Genomic DNA, 20801 nt, shown 5'->3' with positions numbered 1-20801 from the left:
GGCCTCTCTTTCGGCGCCATGTAGGGCGCCCCAATATAAAACATGGTATTGTTTTGCCCCCCCACCCCCCTCCCCTCCGCCGGTCTACTTGGCGACGAACTGCGTGAGGATCGCCTGCACCTCGTAGATGTCGACCCCCTTGGTGAAGGTCTTCGTGACCGGCAGCGGGCTGCCCGAGATCCAGATCTTCAGCTCGGCGTCCAGGTCGAACGTGCCGGCCGTCTCCACGGCGAAGTGCGTGATGCTCCGGTACGGGATCGAGTGGTACTCGACCTTCTTGCCGGTGATGCCCTGCTTGTCGACGAGCACGAGCCGCCGGTCGGTGAAGAAGATCGTGTCGCGGATCAGCAGATACGCGGCGTGCACCTGCTCCCCCTGCCCGAGCAGCCGCGCGAAGTCCTGCTGCGCCTGCGCCGGATCGATCGCGTGCGCGTTCCCGAAGAGCGCCATGCCCCAAACCCCCACATCCGATGAAAAGAAAGATCATCCGACCCTAACGCCCGCCCCGGAGCGACCGCTACGCCGAAAGGACCACGGACTAGGATCCGGACCATGGGCCTGACCGTGGACGACGTCGACCGCTTCGAGGCCGCCAGGCCGCGCTTGGAGGCCATCGCCTACCGCCTCCTCGGCTCGGCGAGCGAGGCCGAGGACGCCGTGCAGGACACCTTCCTGCGCTGGCAGGCCGCCGACGTCGCACGCGTCGAGGTCCCCGAGGCCTGGCTGACCAAGGTCCTCACCAACCTCTGCCTCAACCAGCTCTCCTCGGCCCGCGCCCGGCGCGAGACCTACGTGGGCGCGTGGCTGCCCGAGCCCCTCCTCACCGGCGACCCGATGCTCGGGCCCGCCGACACCGCGGAGCAGCGCGAATCCGTCTCGTACGCGGTCCTCGCCGTCATGGAGCGCCTCTCCCCCAACGAGCGCGCGGTGTACGTGCTGCGGGAGGCCTTCGACTACCCGCACCGCGAGATCGCCGAGATCCTCGACATCACCGAGTCCGCCGCCCAGCAGACCTACCACCGGGCGAAGAAGCACGTCGCCGCGGGCAGGGCCCGCACCGAGATCGACGAGGCCGGGGCCCGGCGGATCGTCGAGGAGTTCCTCGCGGCCGCCACCAGCGGCCGTACCGAACCGCTCGTACGGCTGCTCACGGGCGACGCCGTCGCGATCGGCGACGGCGGCGGCAAGGTCCCGGCGCGCGCCAGGGCCTTCGAGGGCGCCCTCGCGGTCGCCACGTTCCTGCGGGGCCTCTTCAAGCCCGGCATCGCCAAGCGCAGGGTCATCGGCGGCTCGCCCGACATGTACGCCACGACCGCCAACGGCGCCCCCGCGGTGGTGGCGGTGCTCGACGGCCGGGTCGTCGGCATCATGTGCCTGGAGGTCACCCCGGACGGCATCACCGCCTTCCGCAACCAGGTGAACCCGGACAAGCTCGACCGCGCGACGCGGCACTGGGCGGCGACGGACCACGGCGCGCCCCTGCTGCCGTCCGCCCTGTGAGCCACGTCACACCGCAGACCTGTCAGGAATCGTCGGCCCGCCCGGTTCAAGGGGCGAAACCGCGCGAGACAGGAGCAGGCACATGCAGCAGCACCGGATCATCGTCCTCGGGGCCGGCTACACCGGAGCCATCGCCGCCGGACGCCTCGCCAGGCAGCTCCACCGCGAGGACGTCGCGATCACCCTCGTCAACGCCGAGCCCGACTTCGTCGAGCGCGTCCGGCTGCACCAGCTGGCGGTCGGCCGGGAACTCACGCCCCGGCCCTTCAGCGAGATGTTCGCGGGAACGGGCGTCGAGCTGAAGGCGGCGACGGTGACGGCGGTCGACGCCGACCGGAAGACCGTCTCCGTCACCGCGGGGGACGCCACCGAGGAACTGGAGTACGACACCCTCGTCTACGCCCTCGGCAGCGGCTGGGACACCCAGGGGGTGCCCGGCACCGCCGCACACGCCCACGAGATCTCCAGCCGCCCCGGCGCCCTCCGGCTGCGCGACCGACTGGCCGGCCTGGGGGCCGGGGAGTCCGTGGTCGTCGTCGGCGGCGGCCTCACCGGCCTGGAGGCCGCGACGGAGATCGCCGAGGCCCGCCCGGACCTCGCCGTCTCCCTCGCCGCCCGCGGCGGGCTCGGCGACTGGCTCTCGCCCGGGGGACGCGCGCACGTGCGGAAGGTCTTCCGCGGGCTCGGCATCACGGCACACGAGCAGACCGCCGTGACGGCGGTCGACGCGGACCGCGTGACCACGGGCGACGGCACCGTCCTCCCGGCCGCGGTCACCGTCTGGACCACCGGCTTCGCGGTCCACCCGATCGCGCGGGCCACCACCCTGGAGGTCACCGACACCGGCCGGATCGTGGTCGACGCGACGATGCGCTCGGTCTCGCACCCCGACGTGTACGCCGTCGGGGACGCGGCCCTCGCCATGGGCCCCGGCGGGAAGCCGCTCCGGATGTCGTGCGCCTCGGGCGCCCCCATGGCCTGGCAGGCGGCCGACGCCGTCGCGGCCCGCCTCACCGGCGGAAAGCTCCCGAAGACCGCGCCGCGCTACTTCAACCAGTGCATCTCGCTGGGCCGCAGGGAGGGTCTGATCCAGTACGTCACCGCCGACGACCGCTCGATCGGCGCGACCCTCACGGGCCGGTTCGCCGCCGGCTACAAGGAACTGGTCTGCAAGGGCGCGGTCTGGGGCGTCGCCCACCCGACACTGGGCCTCCCGACCCGCCGCCGCCACGTCCTGCCCACCCCGGCCCCCCGCACCGCACCGGCCGGCACCACGGCCTGAGGAACGAGGCCCCCGCTCCCTCCCCCTGATCCGCGGACTCCGGGCAGGGGGGAGGCGGGGGCCTCCTGCCACCGGGCCGCCCCTGCTCGGCCGAACTCGCCCATCAGACACGGCGGAAGACGGCGCGACGCGGGACCCGACGGCGGACGTCGGTGGCGGGGCTCGCCGGAGAGTCGTCCGTGCCCACCACCGGACACAACGCAAGAGGCCCGGACTCTCGTCCGGGCCTCTTGCCTGTGTGCACTCGGCAGGATTCGAACCTGCAACCTTCTGATCCGTAGTCAGATGCTCTATCCGTTAAGCTACGAGTGCTTGTTTTTAGTTCTTGTCTCCGTTTTCCCGGCCCTTTCGGTCCGCTGTCCCGGCGACAGGAAGAACATTACATGAGTCCCGCCGCCATGTGAAATCCATTCCCCTCACCCCTTGTGACCTGCGAAAACGTCGAGACGGGGGCCGGGCGGGGGGCCGTGGGCGAGAGGGTCCGGCGAGGGCTTGCGGGGGGACATCGCACGGAAAGAGACCGGGGTCACACCGTCGGGGCGCGACGGGGGACCCCGACGGCGGACGTCGGTGGCGGGGCTCGCCGGAGAGTCGTCCGGGAACGGCCGAAGCCCCGGCCTGAGGGCCGGGGCTTCGGTGTGGGGCGGAGGCGGAGGGATTTGAACCCTCGATGGGCTTTAAGACCCAAACCGCATTAGCAGTGCGGCGCCATAGACCGGACTAGGCGACGCCTCCTCGCACCCCGCGCATGCGCGGGTGGTGCGTGCAGATGATGACACAGGCGAACCCGCTGTCACCAATCGATTCTCACCGTACTAGCCCTCCGGGGTTCAGGGCAAAGCCCTGCCGGCCCCGTCGTGCCGTTCGGCGCACCCCGCTTGCGCAACGCCAGGGCTCCCGGAGCGTTAGACGGGGCGGGCGCGCCGTGCACCCGCGCGCGCACGCCCGCCTCACCGTGCTTCCCGTGCTTCCCGTGCTCCTGGAGATCCGCATGCTGCGCAGTCTCGTCCTCGCGTCCCTCGCCACCGCCGCCGTCGGGACCGCCGGCCTCGGCCCCCTGCCGCCGCTCGGGCTGTTCGCGTCGCCCTCCGACGCGCTGACGGTCACCATCGAGAAGAGCGGCCGTCCGTTGGCCGACGGCACCTTCGACCTCACCTGTGAGGGGCGGGCCGGGGGCAGTCACCCGGACGCCCGGGACGCCTGTACGCGCCTGGACCAGCTGGCGAAGGAGGGCGCCGACCCGTTCCGGCCCGTCCCCGGGGACCAGATGTGCACCCAGATGTACGGCGGGCCCGCCGTCGCCCACGTCACCGGCACCTGGCAGGGCCGCAGCGTCGACGCGCACTTCTCCCGGGCCAACGGCTGTGAGATCGCCCGTTGGGAGAATCTGGAGCCTCTCCTTCCCCTGGTCCGGGGGTGACCCCCCGAGGCTCCCTTAGACTCCCCTCAGTGACAGGCTGCGGCCCGAGGGGCAAGATGGGGCCGGGCCGATAGGACGAGCACGTGCAGTGCGTCTGGGAGGAAGCGTCGTCGTGAGCAGCAGGCCATCCCGAGGCGCTGCTCGCCTCGCAGCCATACTCGATGCCCTCCCCGACGGCCTGGTGCTCGTCAACTGCAACGGCACGGTCGTCAACGCCAACACCATCGCCCTCGGCATGTTCGAGACGCCCGGCACCGCGCTCGTCGGGCGCGGCCTGCTGGATCTGCTGCCGACCTTCGACTCGCGCCTCATCCCCGGCTCCATGCGCCGCCCCGACGGCACCGACGAGCGGGGCCGCACCAAGCCGACCCGGATGATCGCCCGCCGCACGGACGGCTCCGAGTTCCCGGTCGAGGTGACCAGCGCCAGCCTGGAGGACGGGCGCGAGGCCTACGACTCGTACGGCGGCTACACCGGCGACGAACTGCTCATGCTCGTCGTACGGGACCTCACCGGGACCCTCGACACCGAGGCCGAACTCGCCCGCTCGCAGCGGCAGACCGAGATGATCCTGCGTGCCGCGTCCGAGGGCGTCGTGGGCACCGACACGGACGGCCGCGTCGTCCTCGTGAACCCGGCCGCCGCACAGATCCTCGGCTACCGCGCCGGCGAGCTCGGCGGCCAGGAGCTGCACCCGCTGATCCTCGCCAAGCGCGCCGACGGCGAGCCCTTCCCGTACGAGGAGTCCCCGCTCGCCGACACCCTCAAGTCCGGCCGCAAGCACCGGGTCCGGGGGCAGGTCCTGTGGGCGAAGAAGGGCGACCAGGTGCCGGTCGACCTGACGACCGCTCCGGTACGGGACGGGGACCAGCTCGTCGGCGCCGTCATGACCTTCACCGACCGCAGGCCGTACGAGCAGCTCGTCGAGGAGCACGCCGCCGAGCTCGCCGACCGCGCCGAGCGGCACGCGGCCGAGCGCGAGGCGCAGGCGGAGAAGTACGCCTCCCTCGCCGCCCGCCACGAGCAGCTGACCGCCGTCCTCGCCGAGTCGCTGCGCGGGCCCCTGGACGAGCTGCGCACCCAGCTGGGCACCCTCGCCGCCGACGACGCCGGGCAGCTGTGGCCCGAGGCCAACCAGGTCCTGCACCACCTGGCCGCCGGATACGCGCGGATGACGTCCCTCGTCGACAACGTGCTCGGCTACCAGCGGCTCGACGCGGGGGACGAGCGGCTCGACAAGGCCGTGGTGCTGCTGGACGGGATCGTGTCCGGCGGCATCGACGGCGCCGTGGAGCTGATCGGGCCCGGCCGCGCCCAGTTCGCCGTGCACGCGCCGCCCATCGAGGCCGAGGTGGACGCGGCCCGGCTGACGACCGCGCTCGCGCACCTCGTCGCGGACGTCGCCGGTGTCGACGCGACCGGCAAGAGCAAGGCCGACCGGACCCCGAGCGATTCCACGATCGTGGTCGCCGCCGCACAGCGCGGTGACGTCGTCCGCATCGAGGTCCGCGGCCCGTACGCGGGCGGCGACCCGGTGCACGGGCCCGTCGTGCGCGGCATCGTCGCGGCGCACGGCGGTGTCGTGCAGACCCATGAGGTACCGGGGACGAGCGGGGGCGCGTACGTCCTGGAGGTGCCGGTCGGCGCCGGCCGGGGCACCGTGCCCGCGCCGGAGCCCGGTCCGCGCGGCGACGCGCCCTCGGGCGGCCGTGAGGCCCTCGCCCTGCCCGCGCAGGCCTCGGGACCGGCGCAGGCCTCGGGACCCGCACAGGGCTCAGGACCGGCCACGGGGCCGGCCACCGGCCCCGGTGACGCTCACGTCCCCGGATCGGGCCTCGCGCTGGCGGCCGGGCCGGTGCCCGCGTCCGTCTCCGGGCCGGTGCCCGCGTCCGGGTCCGTCACGGGAGGGCCCTCCGAGCCGGGGGCCGAGACCTCCGGCGGCGGGCGGCGGCGGGCCCGGCGCGGCTCGACCGACGCCTTCCTGGAGAGCGCGGTCGCGCCCGAGACCGGCACCGAGCCGAGCGGCCGCCGCCGTGCCCGTACGGGAGAGGCCGCCGGTCCGGCCGAGCTGATCCCCGCCCAGCAGAATGCCGCCGCGGACTCCGCCGTCCCGGTGCCGTCCGCCGCCGCGGGCGCCCCCGTGGAGCCCACCGGGCGGCGACGGGGACGGCCCGCCGAGGGCTCCGTGGTGACCGCCGCCGAGGGCGCCCAGGGACGTGCCGCGCTCGGCGCGGCCGTGCCGCCCCAGGGCGTGCCCGTCGAGCCGGCCGGGGTTCCCGCGCAGGCCGCCCTCGCTCTGCCCGCCGTCGCCTCCGGACCCGTGGAGGACGCTCCGGCGCAGCCGAGCGGGCGCCGCCGGCGCGCGCTGGCCGCCGCGCAGGAGCGGGCCGCCGCCGCCGAGGCCGGGCCCCGCACCCCGTTCGCGCTGCCGCCCGCCGACGCCGACCGTGACGCCGGGACGGAGCTCCCGGCCCCCGGCCCCGTGCCCGGCCCGCTGCCCGTCTCCGACGAGGGGCAGCACGAGGCCGTGCGCGGCGTCCCGGGCGCCGACCACACGCCGCCGCAGCCCCATCCGCAGGCCGAGGGCGCGACGGCGGTCGAGCCGACCGGGCGGCGCCGGGCCGTGGCGCTCCCGCGGCCGGAGCCCGCGGCCGCTCCGGAGCCCGCGCCCCCGGGCGGGACCGGCACCGGCTCCGTACCACTGCCGCCCGAGCTGCCGATGCCGGCGACGGTGTCGAAGGACTCCACCCAGGGGCGGGCGTTCAGCGTCCGTACCCTCGGGCAGGGCGTGCCCTTCGTCCCGCCGGCCCCGACGAGCGGTCCGGCCGCCCCCGGTGCCCCCGCCGGGCCCTCGAACGGTTCGGGGCGCCGCCGCAGGCTCGCCACCCCGCCCGAGGTCGACCCGCCGGTCCCGGCCGCGCTCGCCGCGCCCGCCCCGGCGGCGGAGGCCAGGCCGCACCCCCAGCCGACGGCGCCGGCCCCCTCGCCGCACGACACCCCGGCCGAGGGCCGCGCGTACGCCATAGGAGCACCCGCCGAGGGCTCCGCCGAGGGGCCCGAGCCGCTCGACGGTCCCGGCGGCGCGGTCGAGGTCGCCAACCGGCCCGCCCCGCGTCCCGTCGACGACGAGCTGCCCCCGGAGCCCCTCGACAACCCCCGTCGGCTGCTCGTGTGGCCCGCGCCCGACGTCTCCACGCAGCAGGCGCTGAGCGACCGCGGCTACCGGCCGGTGATCGTGCACTCCCGCGAGGAGGTCGACGCGCAGATCGCCGCCTTCCCGGCCGCGCTCTTCGTCGACCCGCTGACCGGCCCCATCACCCGGACCGCGCTGCAGTCGCTGCGTCAGGCGGCCGTCGCCGCCGAGGTGCCGGTGCTGCTGGCGGCCGGGCTCGGGCAGGCGACCCGGGAGGCGGCGTACGGTGCCGATCCGGCCGTGCTCCTCAAGGCGCTGGCACCCCGCGACAGCGAGCAGCACCCGTCCCGGGTCCTGCTGATCGAGGAGCACGAGTCGATCGCGGAGGCGCTCGCGGCCACCCTGGAGCGGCGCGGGATGCAGGTCGCGCGGGCGGCCACCGACACGGAGGCGGTCACGCTGGCCACCCGGACGCGGCCGAACCTGGTGGTGATGGACCTGATGCAGGTGCGCCGCCGCCGGGCCGGGATCATCGACTGGCTGCGCGCGAACGGGCAGTTGAACCGCACGCCGCTCGTCGTCTACACCTCGGCCGACCTGGTCGCGGAGGAGCTGGCGAAGCTCGACTCCGGCGAGACGGTGCTGTTCCTCGCCGAGCGGGCGAACAGCACCGAGGTCCAGGCCAGGATCGTCGACCTGCTCGCGAAGATCGGCACCAACTAGCCCCGTGGGGCCGGTCGGTGCCGATCGGTGGCGCGCCCGATGACAACCGGTGGCGCTGCAGCCGGGTGACGTCCGGCTCGCCCTCCGCGTCCGGTGGCGCTACAGCCGGGTGACGTCCAGCTCGCCCTCCGCGTACTGCCTGCGGATGACCTTCTTGTCGAACTTTCCGACGCTCGTCTTCGGCACCGCCGGGACGATCGCCCACCGCTCCGGCAGCTGCCACTTCGCGATGCCGCCCTCGTCCGCGAGGAAGGCCTTCAGCGTCTCGTAGTCCGCCGCCTCGCCCTCCTTGAGGACGACGGTCGCGAGCGGACGCTCGCCCCACTTCTCGTCCGGCACCGCGACGACGGCGGCCTCGGCGACCGCCGGGTGGGCCATGAGGGCGTTCTCCAGCTCGACGCTGGAGATCCACTCGCCGCCCGACTTGATGACGTCCTTGGCGCGGTCGGTCAGGGTGAGGAAGCCGTCCGGGCCGATCACGCCGACGTCGCCGGTCTTGAGCCAGCCGTCCTCGCTGAACTTGTCGGCGGGGCGGATCTCCTCGGCGCCGATCCCGCCGAAGTACGAGCCCGCGATCCAGGTGCCGCGCACCTCCAGCTCGCCCGCCGACTCCCCGTCCCAGGGGAGGTGCTCGCCGCCGGGGCCGACGAGGCGGGCCTCCACACCGGCCGGGAAGCGTCCCTGCGTGACCCGGTAGGGCCACTCCTCCTCGGCGGTGAGGCCGTGCGGCGGGTGGGCCATCGTGCCCAGCGGGGAGGTCTCGGTCATGCCCCAGGCGTGGCAGAGGCGGACGCCGAGCCGGTCGTACGCCTCCATGAGGGAGGGCGGACAGGCGGCGCCGCCGATGGTGACCTGGGTCATCGAGGAGAGGTCGCGGGGGTTCGCGGTGACCTCGGCGAGCAGCCCCTGCCAGATGGTGGGGACGGCGGCCGCGTGGGTCGGCCTCTCGCGCTCGATCATGTCGGCGAGCGGGGCCGGCTGGAGGAAGCGGTCCGGCATGAGCATGTTGATGCCGGTCATGAAGGTGGCGTGCGGCAGACCCCAGGCGTTGACGTGGAACTGCGGGACGACGACCAGGGTCGTGTCCCGGTCGGTGAGGCCCATCGACTCGGCCATGTTCACCTGCATGGAGTGCAGGTAGATCGAGCGGTGCGAGTAGACGACGCCCTTGGGGTCGCCGGTGGTGCCGGAGGTGTAGCACATGGCGGCGGCCGTGCGCTCGTCCAGCTCGGGCCAGTCGTACGCGGTCGGGCGGCCGGCGATCAGCTCCTCGTAGTCGTGGACGCGCGGGGCCGCGCCGTCCAGGAGGGAGCGGTCGCCCGGGCCCGCGACGACGACGTGCTCGACCGTCGGCAGGTGCGGGAGCAGCGGGGCGAGGAGCGGGAGCAGGGAGCCGTTGACGAGGACGACCCGGTCGGCGGCGTGGTTGACGATCCACACCAGCTGCTCGGGCGGCAGGCGGAGGTTGAGGGTGTGGAGCACCGCGCCCATGGAGGGGATCGCGAAGTACGCCTCGACGTGCTCGGAGTTGTTCCACATGAGGGTGGCGACGCGCTGGTCGCCGATGACGCCGAGTTCGTCGCGCAGGGCGTGGGCCAGCTGGTGCGCGCGCGTCCCGGCCTCCGCGAACGTGCGGCGCTGCGGCTCGGGCTCGCCCGTCCAGGTGGTGATGGTGGACTTTCCGTGGATCGTCATCCCGTGCTGGAGGATGCGGCTCACGGTCAGTTGTACGTCCTGCATGGTGCTGTACACGGGGCGTCCTCCCGGTGGGCGCTACGTGGCAGAAGGGGTGTGCAGATTCTGCGCACGTACCGCGCGGTATGTCACTACCCGAGAGTACGCAAATTGCCAGTGATCACTGGCGTGAGTCCGCGGCCGGTTCGCGGCTACCGCACCGGCGTCAGCTCCGGGTCCTCGCGGAGCTTGCCGAGCGCCCGGGACACCGCGCTCTTGACCGTGCCGACCGACACCCCGAGCACCTCGGCCGTCTGCGCCTCGCTCAGGTCCTCGTAGTACCGCAGGACCACCATCTGACGCTGCCGCTCCGGCAGCTTCAGGACCGCGCGCCACATCGCGTCGTGCAGCACCTGGCGCTCGGCCGGGTCCGGCTCCGGGAGGCCGGACGGCTCGGGCAGCTCCTCGCAGACGAACTCGTCGACCTTCCGCTTGCGCCACTGCGAGGTACGGGTGTTCAGCAGCGCGCGGCGGACGTAGCCGTCCAGGGCGCGGTGGTCCTCGATGCGCTCCCAGGCCATGAACGTCTTGGCGAGCGCGGTCTGGAGGAGGTCCTCCGCGTCCGAGGGGTTGGCGGTCAGGGAGCGCGCGGTGCGCAGGAGCACGGGTCCACGCGCCCGTACGTACGAGGAGAAGGTCGGGAACGACGCGTACTGCGAGGCACCGGCGCAGACGGGGCCAGAGGGTGGCGGAGTCATGACTCCACGCTAGGAGGGCGCGGGTACCCGGCGGATCGGCCCCAGGTCCCGACCCGCCGTCCGCCTCAGGTTGTAGGGGTGGGGACCGCTCCACCTCCTCTGGGTGGAGGGAGGGGGCCGGCGGGCTCAGGGTCGGGGCCGGCTCCGCCCGGGCGGCGGGAGCTTCGGGGACGGGCTCCCCCTCAGGGGCGGCGGGAGTCGGCGAACGACAGCGGGACGGGGACGCGGGAGGCGGACCGGGCCGGGGTGGTGAGCTGGGCGACCGGCGCGTCCATCGCGTTGCGGTCGATCGAGAGGGTGCGCCCGCCGTAGGTCTCGGTCACGTTGCCCGCGTACTGGTGGATGCGGGCGTGCGGCGTCCAGGCCTCCGGTTGCAGCGCCGACTCGGTGAGCAGCGCGGGCTGCCCGCTCCAGTGCGCGAACCACATCACGTCCGGCAGGTCCTTCGTCCCCGCCCTCCGCTGCGCCTCCATGTCCCGCACGCCCGTGTCGGCGCTGCTGTAGAAACCGGGCACGTACCCCAGGCGCCGTACCTCCCGGTTCCAGGCCCGGACGAAGGCGAGGGTGGTCGCTGCGCAGCTCGTGTCCCCCCGCCCGTACGCCTCGATGTCGAGGTAGAGCGGGCTGCCCGGGCCGATCCCGAGCGCCTTCGCGGCCCGCACCGCGTCGCCGCCCTCCTGGGTGCCCTGGGTCGCGGGAGCGCTGCCGATGGCGTACTTGCGCTTGGCGGGGTTGTCCACGCACGGCGCCTGGGAACCCACGAACAGGGGCAGCAGCCGCCAGCCCATGGCATGGGCCTCGGCGACCCACGCGGGCGTGAGCTCCTTCTGGACGGGACAGCCCCGCCCCCGCCCGCCGAAGTAGATCCCGACGGCCCCGTACGGCGACCCCAGCCAGGCCCTCATCACGGTGAGGGACGGCGCCTCGCAGGTGTCGAAGGCCTTCCCGGCGAAGGTCGCGGGAACGTCACCGCCCCGGGCGGCGGTGCCGGGAGCGCCCTGGGCTCGGCCGCCGGGCTTCGCGGAGTCGGACCCGGTGGAGGCGGGCACCGCGGGGACGGCCCTGACGGCGGGGGCGGCGGCCGTCGTGGTCCCGGGGCCGGTTCGCTCCGCGGGCGGGGGCGGGGCGCCGAGGAGGGCCGTCCCGGCCAGCGCCACCAGCACGGCGGCGACCACGGTCCGCGCCCCGGGAGGCGGCGCGGAGCGGGGGCGGGCCGGTGCCGACGGCGCGGCCGGGACGCGCGCGGGGGCGGCTTCGGAGACGGACACGGACGCGGCTTCGGACGCGGAGGCGGACGCGATGTGGGGCGCGGAGGCGGCTTCGGACGCGGAGACGGAGGCAGAGGCAGAGGCAGAGGCAGAGGCAGAGGGAGAGGCGGGTTCGGAGGCGGGCGGCGTGCGAGTGCTCATGGCGCGAGTGAAGGACCGCCCGCCGCCCCCGGCCACCGCTCAGACCGTCGCCTCAGCCGTCCGTGCCCAGGATCAACCCGGACGTGGGAACCCCCGTGCCCGCCGTGACCAGGGTCCGGGCCGCACCGGGCAGCTGGTTCACCGAGGTGCCGCGGATCTGCCGCACCGCCTCCGCGATGCCGTTCATGCCGTGGAGGTACGCCTCGCCGAGCTGCCCCCCGTGGGTGTTCAGCGCGAGCGCGTCCGCCGCGACGAAGTCGGCCGCCTCCCCCGGTCCGCAGAAGCCGAACTCCTCCAGCTGCATCAGCACGAACGGGGTGAAGTGGTCGTAGAGGATGCCCACGTCGATGTCGGAGGGCGCGAGCCCGGACGTCCGCCAGAGCTGCCGTGCCACCACGCCCATCTCCGGCAGCCCGGTCAGGTCGTCACGGTAGAAGCTCGTCATGGCCTCCTGCCTGCGGCCGGCGCCCTGGGCCGCCGCCAGGATCACGGCCGGCGGGCGCGGCAGGTCCCGCGCGCGCTCGACGGACGTGACGACGACGGCCTGGCCGCCGTCGGTCTCCTGGCAGCAGTCGAGCAGCCGGAGCGGCTCGACGATCCAGCGCGAGGCCGCGTGGTCGGCGAGGGTGATCGGCTTCCCGTGGAAGTACGCGGCGGGGTTACGGGCCGCGTGCCGCCGGTCGGTGACGGCGACGTGCCCGAAGACGTCCGGGGTCAGCCCGTACGTGTGCAGGTACCGCTGCGCGGCCATGGCGACCCAGGAGGCCGGGGTGAGCAGCCCGAAGGGCAGCTGCCAGCCGAGCGCCGCGCCCTCGGCGGAGGGCTCCCGCTGCTGCACCCCGGAGCCGAAGCGGCGTCCCGAGCGCTCGTTGAAGGCCCGGTAGCAGACGACGACCTCGGCGACCCCGGCGGCGACGGCGAGCGCCGCCTGCTGCACGGTGGCGCACGCGGCCCCGCCCCCGTAGTGCACCCGGGAGAAGAACGACAGCTCGCCGATGCCGGACGCCTGGGCGACGGTGATCTCGGGGTTGGTGTCCATGGTGAAGGTGACCAGGCCGTCGACGTCGGCGGGGGTGAGCCCGGCGTCGTCGAGGGCGGCGCGCACGGCCTCGACGGCGAGGGAGAGTTCGCTGCGGCCCGAGTCCTTGGAGAACTCGGTCGCCCCGATGCCCACGACGGCCGCCCGCCCGCCGAGCTCGTCCCGGGTGCGGACGCTCATCCGGCCACCTCCACGGTGACCGTGCCGGTGACGTGGTGTCCGAGCCCGTTGGCACCGACGATGCGGACGCGCGCCGTGGCGCCGTCCACCTCGGTGACCGTCCCGGTCAGGACCATGGTGTCCCCGGGGTGGTTGGGGGCGCCGAGCCGGATGGCGACCCCGCGCAGGACGGCGCGGGGGCCGAAGTGGTCGGTGATGTACCGGCCGACGAGCCCGTTGGTCGTGAGGATGTTCATGAAGATGTCCGGGGAGCCCTTCTCCCGTGCCAGTTCGGCGTCGTGGTGCACGTCCTGGTAGTCGCGGGAGGCGACGGCACCGGCGACGATCAGGGTGCGGGTGATCGGGATCCGCAGCGGCGGCAGCTCGTCACCGGGCTTCACGGCGGTCATGACAGGTCCCCCTTCGCGAGCAGGTCGCCGAGTTCGGCGAGGAGTTCGGTCCCGGCCCCGAGGTAGGCGTCGAGCTGCCGGCCCCACAGGAAGTGCCGGTGGACGGGGTGGTCGAGGTCGGCGCCCATGCCTCCGTGCAGGTGCTGTCCGGCGTGCACGACCCGCTTTCCCGCCTCGGAGGCCCACCAGGCGGCGGTCAGCGCCGCCCCGCCGGCGTCGAGGCCCTCGTCGAAGCGCCAGGCGGCCTCGTAGGCCGTGACCCGGATGGCCTCGGTGTCCATGTGCGCGTCGGCGGCCCGCAGTTGCACCGCCTGGTGGGTCGAGAGCGGCCGGCCGAACTGCTCCCGTACGGAGGTGTACGCGACGGCCCGGGCGAGGGACCCGGCGCACACCCCGGCCTGGAGCCCGGCGAAGGCGATCCGCGCGGCGGCGAGCACGTCGTCGTGGGCCGTCGCGTCGGCCCGCCCGAGGCGCTCGGCGGGCGCCCCGTCGAGCACCAGCCGGGCCGCGGCCCAGGGCGCGGTGAGCTCGACGGGCTCGACGGCGGCCGCGTCCTCGGCGCGGACCAGCCACAGGACCCGGTCCTCGTCCGGCACGAGCACATGGGTGGCGTCCCTGAGCCACGGCACCCACTCCACCACCCCGCCGAGCCGCCCCCCGCCGAGCGGGGTGACCGTGCCCGGTGCCGGGAGCGCGCCCGTCATCACCGTCGTGCCGTCCCGGAGGCCGGGCAGCAGCCGGGCGCGCTGCTCCTCCGTACCGTGCCGGGCGACCGCGAGGATCCCGTACACACAGCTCGCGGCGAACGGCACCTGCGCCGTCGTGCGCCCCTGCTCCTCCAGGAGCAGGACCAGTCCGAGCAGCCCGGTCTCCTCGACGGAGCCCGGCAGCCCGGCCGCGCAGAGCGCCTTCCACAGCTCGGCGTCCGTGCCCGTCCCGGCGGCGCGGAGCCGCTCGGGTCCCGCGAGGTCGGCGAAGATCCGCCCGGCCAGCTCCCGGGCGGCCTCCTGCTCCTCGGTGGGGGTGAAGTCCATGTCAGTCCTCCCCTCCCGCGCGGAAGACGGGAAGCTCCAGCTCCTCGTCGACCCGCAGGAACTCCAGCCGCACCGGCATCCCGATCCGCACCTTGTCGTACGGAACCCCCACCACGTTGCTGACCATCCGCACGCCCTCCGCGAGTTCGATCAGCCCGACCGCGTACGGCGGGTCGAAGGCGGGGAACGACGGGTGGTGCATGACGACGTACGAGAAGACCGTCCCGGCGCCGCTCGCCTCGACCGCGTCCCACTCCCGCGAGCCGCAGTCGGCGCATCCGGGCAGCCAGGGGAAGCGCGGGGCCGCGCAGTCGCGGCACCGCTGGATCAGCAGCCGGTGAGCGGCGACGCCCTCCCAGAAGCCGGCGTTGTCCCGGTTGACGACGGGCCGTGGGCGGCGGGGCTTCCCGGCCTTCGCGGAAGGCCGGGCCGCGGGCGCGTACTTGAGGATGCGGAAGCGGTGCGTGCCCGCGAGTTCGCCGCCCGCGCGGACGTCCGTCCGGGTCGTCACGAAGTGGCCGGTGCCGAGCTTGGTGGTCTTGCGCGGCGAGACGGACTCGATGACGGTGTCGAAGCCGATCTCGTCGCCGGGGCGGAGCGGCCTCAGGTACTCCTGCTCGCAGTCGGTCGCGACGACCGAGGTGTATCCGGCCCCGTCGAGGAGGCCGAACAGCTCCTCGTACGCCGACGACCGGCCCGTGTGCCCCGAGAGGCCGCCCATCGTCCACGCCTGGAGCATGGTCGGGGGCGCGACGGCGTCCGGCCCCCGGTAGGCGGGGTGCTCGTCCCCCATCGCCTCGCACCAGTGCCTGATCATGGCCGGGTTGACCGGGTCCTTGCCGGTCCCGGCGGTGGCGGCGGACCGGCCGACGAAGGCCACGAGCCGCTCGTACAGAGCATCGTCCGTCCCGCCCGCCGCCGGCCCCTCGCCCGTCCCGCTCGCCGCCGGCCCCTCGCCCGTCCCGCTCATCGCCGGCCCCTCGCCCGTCCCGCTCATCGCCGGCCCCTCGCCTTCATGCCGAGCCGCATCCTCGCGACGATCTCGCGCTGCACCTCGCTCACCCCTCCCCCGAAGGTGTTGATCTGCGCGGCCCGGTTCATGCGCTCCAGCTCCCCGCCGTCGAGCTCCCCCGGCGATCCCCCGCGCACCGTCCCCGGCCCGCCCGCGATCTCCTGGCAGATGCGGTACACCTCCACCGCCGACTCGGTCCCCGCGAACTTCACGCCGCTCGCGTCCCCCGGAGCCAGCCGGCCGGCCCCCACGTCGCCCACCAGACGCCAGTTCAGCAGGCGGGTCGCGGCCAGTCGCGCATGCGCTTCGGCGGCCCGGATCCGGATCCACGGCTCGTCGATCCGACGCCTGCCCGTCACCGGATCAGGGGTACGGGCCCGGTCGAGGACGGCCGCGAAGAAGTCCTCGGCCTGCATGCCGATCGCGGCCAGCGCGACCCGCTCGTGGTTGAGCTGGCTGGTGATGAGGCTCCAGCCGCCGTGTTCGGGCCCGACGAGATGGCCCGCGGGGACCCGTATGCCGTCGTAGTACGTGGCGGTCGTCGTCAGCCCGCCCACCGTCTCGATCGGGGTCCAGGAGAAGCCGGGGGCGTCGGTGGGGACGAGGACGATGGAGATGCCCCGGTGCGGTGCCGCGTCGGGGTCGGTGCGGCAGGCGAGCCAGATCCAGTCGGCGTTCTGGGCGTTGGAGGTGAAGATCTTCTGCCCGTCGACGCGCCAGGAGTCCCCGTCGCGTACGGCCCGGGTGCGGAGCGAGGCGAGGTCGGTGCCGGCCTCGGGTTCGCTGTAGCCGATGGCGAAGACCGTCTCGCCGCGCAGGATCCGGGGGAGGAAGTACGCCTTCTGCTCCTCGGTCCCGTACGCCATGAGCGTGGGTCCGACCGTGTTGAGGGTGACCATCGAGACGGGGGCGCCCGCGCGGTACGCCTCGTCGAAGAAGACGAACTGCTCGTCGGGCCCGCGGCCCTGCCCTCCGTACTCCTCGGGCCAGCCGAGGCCGAGCAGGCCGTCCTCTCCTATCCGCCGGAGCAGCCGCCGCTGGGCGGCGGTGTCGGTGACCGGGGGCGGCCCTTCGGGCATCAGCTCCCGGAAGTACGCGCGGAGTTCGGCGCGCAGCCGCAGCTGCCGCTCGGTCGGGGCGAGGTGCACAGCGACGGCCTCCCGTGGGACGACTGAGGTTTCTGACTGTCCGTCAGATTCCGTCGCCGTGTCAAGGCGCGCGAAAGCACGACGGCCCGCACGCCGGTGCCGAAGCACCGGCGCACAGGCCGTCGTTCACCTCACGGTCCCGCCCCCCGTCGGGCCGGTGTCCGTGCGGGAGGTCACCACCAGGGGTGGAAGTTGACCACGTTGTTGGACTGGTCGATGTGGGTGAGGGCGGAGCCGTTCACACTCGCGGTGTTGTTCTGGTTGGAGGCACCGGAACCGGTCGCCACCTGCTGCGTCGTGGTCGAGTTGCCGAAGTTGTCGCCACCGACGCCGCTGCCCACGATGGTGGCGACGCTCGTGTTCGATCCGTCGTCCGCGAATCCGCCGATGTCGGCCTGGGCCACCCCGGTGAAGAGCACGGCGGCGAGGGGCAGGGCGGCGGCAACGGCGAGGATGCGGGCGGTACGGATGCTTGCCATGTGTGTTCCTCCGGGAACTGAAAGCTGGTGCTTCTGCACGGAACTGCTCTGAAGTTCTGAAGTACGGCCATGTCCAAGGCAGTTGGCCTACCGCCTCGGTCGTTGTGCTCGACGTCGCGAATCCAGAGTTGCCCACCGAATCCCCGGCGAACCACCCCGGAGCGGCCGATTCCCCCGCAAGCGTGAGGACAACCCGATAAACCCCGGCAGTCCGAGGAAAGCCGCAGCTCACACGGGTGGGCGGGGTCCGGACAGCCGGGGGAGCGGCACAGCCGGTGCGGCGCAAGAGAGGAAGCGTTCCGGCAGATTTCCCGCCAATCTCTCCCCCGGAACGACACGACGGCGCGTCGCCGCCCCGGCGGAACCGAACACATCCCCCAACGGGGCCAAGTGGTTCGAACCAGCGGGACCCGAGGGTCAGGAGCCCTCGCCCAGGGCCGCCTCGAAGGCCCCGTACGCCGCCGCGTCGAAGAGCACGAAGCGGACCTCCTCGACCTCGGTACGGGCCGCCCGCACCGTCTCCACGGCGATCCGCGCGCCGTCCGCCATCGGCCAGCCGTAGATCCCCGTCGAGAGGGCCGGGAACGCGACCGTGCGGTCCCCCAACTCGTCCGCGACCCGCAGCGATGCGCGGTAGCAGGAGGCCAGCAGCTCCGAGCGGTCCTCGTCGCGCGACCAGACCGGACCGACCGTGTGGATCACGTGCCGGGCCGGCAGCCGCCCCGCCGTCGTCGCCACGGCCCGCCCGGTCGGCAGGCCCTTCCCGTAGTGCGAGCGCCGCAGGTCCTGGCAGGCGGCGAGGATCTCGGGACCGCCCTTCCGGTGGATGGCCCCGTCGACCCCGCCGCCGCCGAGCAGCGAGGAGTTGGCGGCGTTGACCACCGCGTCCGCCGCCTCGGCGGTGATGTCCCCCTGGACCAGCACGATGCGCACCACGACAAGAGCCCTTCTCCCGGCCGTCCGTCCCCGACCCCCGGATTCAAGCCGCTCGGCCCCGCACCGGCCAAACGAAATAGCTGTGCACCGGCCAAACCGAAGAAGGGGCGCCCCGGAACACCCGGGGCACCCCTCCTCACGCGTGTGTCACTGCGGCGGCGGCGTGTCCTGCCCCTGGCCACCCATCTGCCCCTTGAGCTTCTCCTGGGCCGTGTCGACCTGGCCCGCGTACTTGCCCTGCGTCTTCTCGTCGACGACGTCACCGGCCTTGTCGATGCCCTGGGATGCCTTGTCCTCGTGGCCCTTGAGCATCCCCTTGAGCTTGTCCATCACAGACATCCTGGCCTCCTAGCCGCTGTTCCAGCCCTTCCAGCATCGGGGCGCAGCACCGGAACCGCATCCGGGGACCGCCCGGACCCAAGCGAAAAGGGGCGCCCCCTGTCAGGAGCACCCCTCGTGACCAGCACGTACACCGATCCGCTGCGGTGGGTGTGGGATTCGTGGGGTGGCGCGCTCCACCTTCCTCAGTGCTAGAACACCTGCATGACGAACAGGTTCACGGCGTTGTTTGCGTGCGGATTCGATGCTCCAGAAATGGACGACTGCCTGATGGCAGGGGTAGCCGAGTCGGACGACGAGGATGGCTTCTCGCTCATGTTCATGTGCGACTTCGACGAGCCCGACGCGCAGGAAGTGTCCCTGGGCATGGACACGCACTGCCTTGTCACGCGCGACCAGGGCACTGCCTACGGCTGCGTACGCGAAGTGCAACTGGACGACGACGTGCTGCGCGTGACCTTGGCTCCTGAGTCGCTGGACGACCTCGGACTGACCGACCCCGTCATCGAGGCGCTGCTTCGTGCCCCAGCGGAGGACTTGGCGCGGATGCGTGAAGTCCTGCCGCGCATCCTGCGATACGGACGTCCGGAGGCCCGCCCCAGGTTGATCGGTGCGTAGCAAGTGCTTCGTGCCCGATCGAGCGGGGAGCACGAGGGAACAACGGTCACCCATGGCCGGCACACAGCACGACGGCCCCTGACCGATTGACCTGGTCAGGGGCCGTGCACCTGCGGTGGGTGTGGGATTTGAACCCACGGTGACATCGCTGCCACGACGGTTTTCAAGACCGTTCCCTTAGGCCGCTCGGGCAACCCACCCTCGCCCCGGCCCACCTGGGGTGGAGCGGGCTACAGCGTACCGGCTGCGAGGGTGGGGCGGGTCAGCTGTCGCCGGTCCGCTCGCCGAGGACGACCGTGGCCGTGGCGGTCTTGCCGTCGCGCTCGTAGGTGATCTTCACCGAGTCGCCCGGCTTGTGCGTCCAGATCTCGCTGATCAGCGTGGGACCGCTGTCGATCGGGTGGTCGCCGAAGCCCGTGATCACGTCGCCGGCCTTCAGACCCGCCTTCGCCGCCGGGCCGCCGGCCGTGACCGAGGCCGTGCCGCCGGAGCCCTGCGTGGCGATCGTCGCGCCCTGGCCCTTCTCCTGCATGTTCACGGTCGCGCCGATCACCGGGTACACCGGCTTGCCCGTCTTGATCAGCTGCTCGGCCACGTTCTTGGCCTGGTTGACCGGGATCGCGAAGCCGAGGCCGATCGAGCCGGCCTGGGACTGGCCGAAGCCGCCGCTGGTCGACTGGATCGCCGAGTTGATGCCGATGACCGCACCGCTCGCGTCGAGGAGCGGCCCGCCGGAGTTGCCGGGGTTGATCGAGGCGTCCGTCTGCAGCGCGCTCATGTACGAGCTGCTGCCGCCCGAGCCGTCGCCCGAGGCGACCGGGCGGTTCTTGGCGCTGACGATGCCCGTCGTCACCGTGTTCGACAGGCCGAACGGCGCGCCGATCGCGATGGTCGAGTCGCCGACCGCCACCTTGTCGGAGTCTCCGAGCGGCAGCGGCGTCAGGCCCTTCGGGGCGTCCTTCAGCTTGAGGACCGCCACGTCGTAGCCCTCGGCCCGGCCGACGACCTCCGCGTCGTACGTCTTGCCGTCGGAGAAGGTCACGGACAGCGTGCCGCCGTCCGCCGCCGACGCCACCACGTGGTTGTTGGTGACGATGTGGCCTTCCTGGTCGTAGACGAAGCCCGTGCCCGTACCGCCCTCGCCGTCCTGACCGCCGGACTTGGCCTGGATGGTGACCACGCTCGGCAGGGCCTTCGCCGCCACCGCCGCGACCGTCCCCGGGTCGCGCTTGAAGGAGGCCGGGGCCTGCCCGGAGGAGACCGTGGTCGAGCTGAAGCCGTTGTCGCCGCGCTCGGCCGCCCAGTAGCCGATGCCGCCGCCGATGCCGCCCGCGACGAGCGACGCGACGAGCACGGCCGCCACGAGGCCGCCGGTGCGCCTGCGCGGCGCGGGGGCGGCGGGTACGGGCTGCTGCGGGGCGCCCCAGGCCGGGACGGCCGGCGGGGGCGGCGGCCAGCCACCGGCGGGGGCACCCGCCGCGACCGGCTCGGGGGCGGGGGCGGGGGCGGGGGCCTGGACGGTGGGCTGGACCGCCGTCGGCTCGTCCTCGGGGGATGTCAGCGGGGCGGTCCGGGGGGCCTCCTGCGGGGCCGTCTCCCCGGCGGGGGCGGGGGCGGCGGCCGGCGTCGGGGGGGCGGGAGGCGCCGGAGGGGCGGACGGGGCAGCCGGGTCCGCCGGAACCGGCGTGCCCTCGTTCTCGGTGCTCACAGCTCGCTCTCCTCGTTGAC

At 73.7% G+C, this 20801-nt stretch carries 18 protein-coding genes and 3 tRNA genes; 5 read left to right on the top strand and 16 right to left on the bottom strand.

Going from position 1 to position 20801, the window contains the following annotated elements:
* Positions 1-84 precede the first annotated feature (84 nt).
* On the bottom strand, positions 85-450 hold the full coding sequence (locus ACFV2S_RS12780) for a PH domain-containing protein (protein WP_385557071.1): 366 nt from the start codon (positions 448-450) through the stop codon (positions 85-87).
* A 102-nt stretch (positions 451-552) separates the two neighbouring features.
* On the opposite strand from ACFV2S_RS12780, the gene sigJ reads away from it, so the two are divergent.
* Together sigJ and ACFV2S_RS12770 are read left to right on the top strand one after the other, a co-directional pair.
* Positions 553-1500, top strand: a complete 948-nt coding sequence (sigJ, locus tag ACFV2S_RS12775) for an RNA polymerase sigma factor SigJ (RefSeq protein ID WP_385557069.1) — start codon at positions 553-555, stop codon at positions 1498-1500.
* Positions 1501-1582: 82 nt separating this feature from the next.
* Positions 1583-2782 carry an NAD(P)/FAD-dependent oxidoreductase gene (locus ACFV2S_RS12770; protein WP_385557066.1) on the top strand — a complete coding sequence of 400 codons (1200 nt, stop codon included), beginning with the start codon at positions 1583-1585 and terminating at the stop codon, positions 2780-2782.
* Positions 2783-3021: 239 nt separating this feature from the next.
* On the opposite strand, the gene ACFV2S_RS12765 is transcribed toward ACFV2S_RS12770, so the two are convergent.
* Both ACFV2S_RS12765 and ACFV2S_RS12760 read right to left on the bottom strand, forming a co-directional pair.
* Positions 3022-3094: transfer RNA gene (locus tag ACFV2S_RS12765), tRNA-Arg, on the bottom strand.
* 332 nt (positions 3095-3426) lie between these two features.
* Positions 3427-3517 (bottom strand) — tRNA-Ser (locus tag ACFV2S_RS12760).
* A gap of 229 nt (positions 3518-3746) precedes the next feature.
* On the opposite strand from ACFV2S_RS12760, the gene ACFV2S_RS12755 reads away from it, so the two are divergent.
* Together ACFV2S_RS12755 and ACFV2S_RS12750 are read left to right on the top strand one after the other, a co-directional pair.
* Positions 3747-4202, top strand: coding sequence for an SSI family serine proteinase inhibitor (locus tag ACFV2S_RS12755; protein WP_385557063.1), 456 nt, complete (start codon positions 3747-3749; stop codon positions 4200-4202).
* A 112-nt stretch (positions 4203-4314) separates the two neighbouring features.
* Positions 4315-8058: a PAS domain-containing protein gene (locus ACFV2S_RS12750; RefSeq protein ID WP_385557059.1), complete on the top strand. Its 3744-nt coding sequence runs from the start codon at positions 4315-4317 to the stop codon at positions 8056-8058.
* Between the two features lie 99 nt (positions 8059-8157).
* Here the strand turns inward: ACFV2S_RS12750 and ACFV2S_RS12745 are convergent, their stop codons facing one another.
* The 11 genes from ACFV2S_RS12745 to ACFV2S_RS12695 form a co-directional block, all read right to left on the bottom strand.
* Positions 8158-9810 carry a long-chain fatty acid--CoA ligase gene (locus tag ACFV2S_RS12745; protein ID WP_385557056.1) on the bottom strand — a complete coding sequence of 551 codons (1653 nt, stop codon included), beginning with the start codon at positions 9808-9810 and terminating at the stop codon, positions 8158-8160.
* A gap of 134 nt (positions 9811-9944) precedes the next feature.
* The gene (locus ACFV2S_RS12740; RefSeq protein ID WP_385557053.1) at positions 9945-10490 is read right to left on the bottom strand and encodes a SigE family RNA polymerase sigma factor; all 546 of its coding nucleotides are present in this window, start codon (positions 10488-10490) and stop codon (positions 9945-9947) included.
* A 182-nt stretch (positions 10491-10672) separates the two neighbouring features.
* On the bottom strand, positions 10673-11758 hold the full coding sequence (locus ACFV2S_RS12735; protein ID WP_385557050.1) for a DUF1906 domain-containing protein: 1086 nt from the start codon (positions 11756-11758) through the stop codon (positions 10673-10675).
* Between the two features lie 193 nt (positions 11759-11951).
* Positions 11952-13118, bottom strand: a complete 1167-nt coding sequence (locus ACFV2S_RS12730) for a lipid-transfer protein (RefSeq protein ID WP_385557047.1) — start codon at positions 13116-13118, stop codon at positions 11952-11954.
* Positions 13115-13498 carry a MaoC family dehydratase gene (locus ACFV2S_RS12725; protein ID WP_383796146.1) on the bottom strand — a complete coding sequence of 128 codons (384 nt, stop codon included), beginning with the start codon at positions 13496-13498 and terminating at the stop codon, positions 13115-13117. The genes ACFV2S_RS12730 and ACFV2S_RS12725 overlap by 4 nt, the downstream gene beginning before the upstream one ends.
* A gap of 5 nt (positions 13499-13503) precedes the next feature.
* The gene (locus ACFV2S_RS12720; RefSeq protein ID WP_385557044.1) at positions 13504-14541 is read right to left on the bottom strand and encodes an acyl-CoA dehydrogenase family protein; all 1038 of its coding nucleotides are present in this window, start codon (positions 14539-14541) and stop codon (positions 13504-13506) included.
* A 1-nt stretch (position 14542) separates the two neighbouring features.
* Entirely contained in the window at positions 14543-15538 is a 996-nt protein-coding gene (locus ACFV2S_RS12715) for a bifunctional MaoC family dehydratase N-terminal/OB-fold nucleic acid binding domain-containing protein (protein ID WP_385557041.1), read from the bottom strand.
* A complete protein-coding gene (locus tag ACFV2S_RS12710; RefSeq protein WP_385557038.1) occupies positions 15535-16701 on the bottom strand; it encodes an acyl-CoA dehydrogenase family protein in 1167 nt (388 codons plus the stop codon). Before ACFV2S_RS12710 ends, ACFV2S_RS12715 begins: the two co-directional genes overlap by 4 nt.
* Before the next feature lie 173 nt (positions 16702-16874).
* The gene (locus tag ACFV2S_RS12705) at positions 16875-17180 is read right to left on the bottom strand and encodes a hypothetical protein (protein ID WP_385557035.1); all 306 of its coding nucleotides are present in this window, start codon (positions 17178-17180) and stop codon (positions 16875-16877) included.
* A gap of 417 nt (positions 17181-17597) precedes the next feature.
* A complete protein-coding gene (locus ACFV2S_RS12700; protein WP_383796135.1) occupies positions 17598-18116 on the bottom strand; it encodes an O-acetyl-ADP-ribose deacetylase in 519 nt (172 codons plus the stop codon).
* A gap of 147 nt (positions 18117-18263) precedes the next feature.
* On the bottom strand, positions 18264-18455 hold the full coding sequence (locus ACFV2S_RS12695) for an antitoxin (protein WP_385557032.1): 192 nt from the start codon (positions 18453-18455) through the stop codon (positions 18264-18266).
* A gap of 204 nt (positions 18456-18659) precedes the next feature.
* On the opposite strand from ACFV2S_RS12695, the gene ACFV2S_RS12690 reads away from it, so the two are divergent.
* Entirely contained in the window at positions 18660-19073 is a 414-nt protein-coding gene (locus tag ACFV2S_RS12690) for an Imm10 family immunity protein (protein ID WP_385557029.1), read from the top strand.
* Positions 19074-19186: 113 nt separating this feature from the next.
* Here ACFV2S_RS12690 and ACFV2S_RS12685 read toward each other — a convergent pair.
* Together ACFV2S_RS12685 and ACFV2S_RS12680 are read right to left on the bottom strand one after the other, a co-directional pair.
* Positions 19187-19273, bottom strand: a tRNA-Ser gene (locus ACFV2S_RS12685).
* A 62-nt stretch (positions 19274-19335) separates the two neighbouring features.
* A complete protein-coding gene (locus ACFV2S_RS12680) occupies positions 19336-20781 on the bottom strand; it encodes a S1C family serine protease (protein ID WP_385557026.1) in 1446 nt (481 codons plus the stop codon).
* Positions 20782-20801 lie beyond the last annotated feature (20 nt).

This window comes from Streptomyces sp. NPDC059695, from assembly GCF_042733785.1.
In the GTDB taxonomy this organism is placed as follows: Bacteria; Actinomycetota; Actinomycetes; order Streptomycetales; family Streptomycetaceae; genus Streptomyces.
The sequence above is the reverse complement of the archived record's forward strand: the minus strand, read 5'-3'. Positions and strand labels throughout refer to the sequence as shown.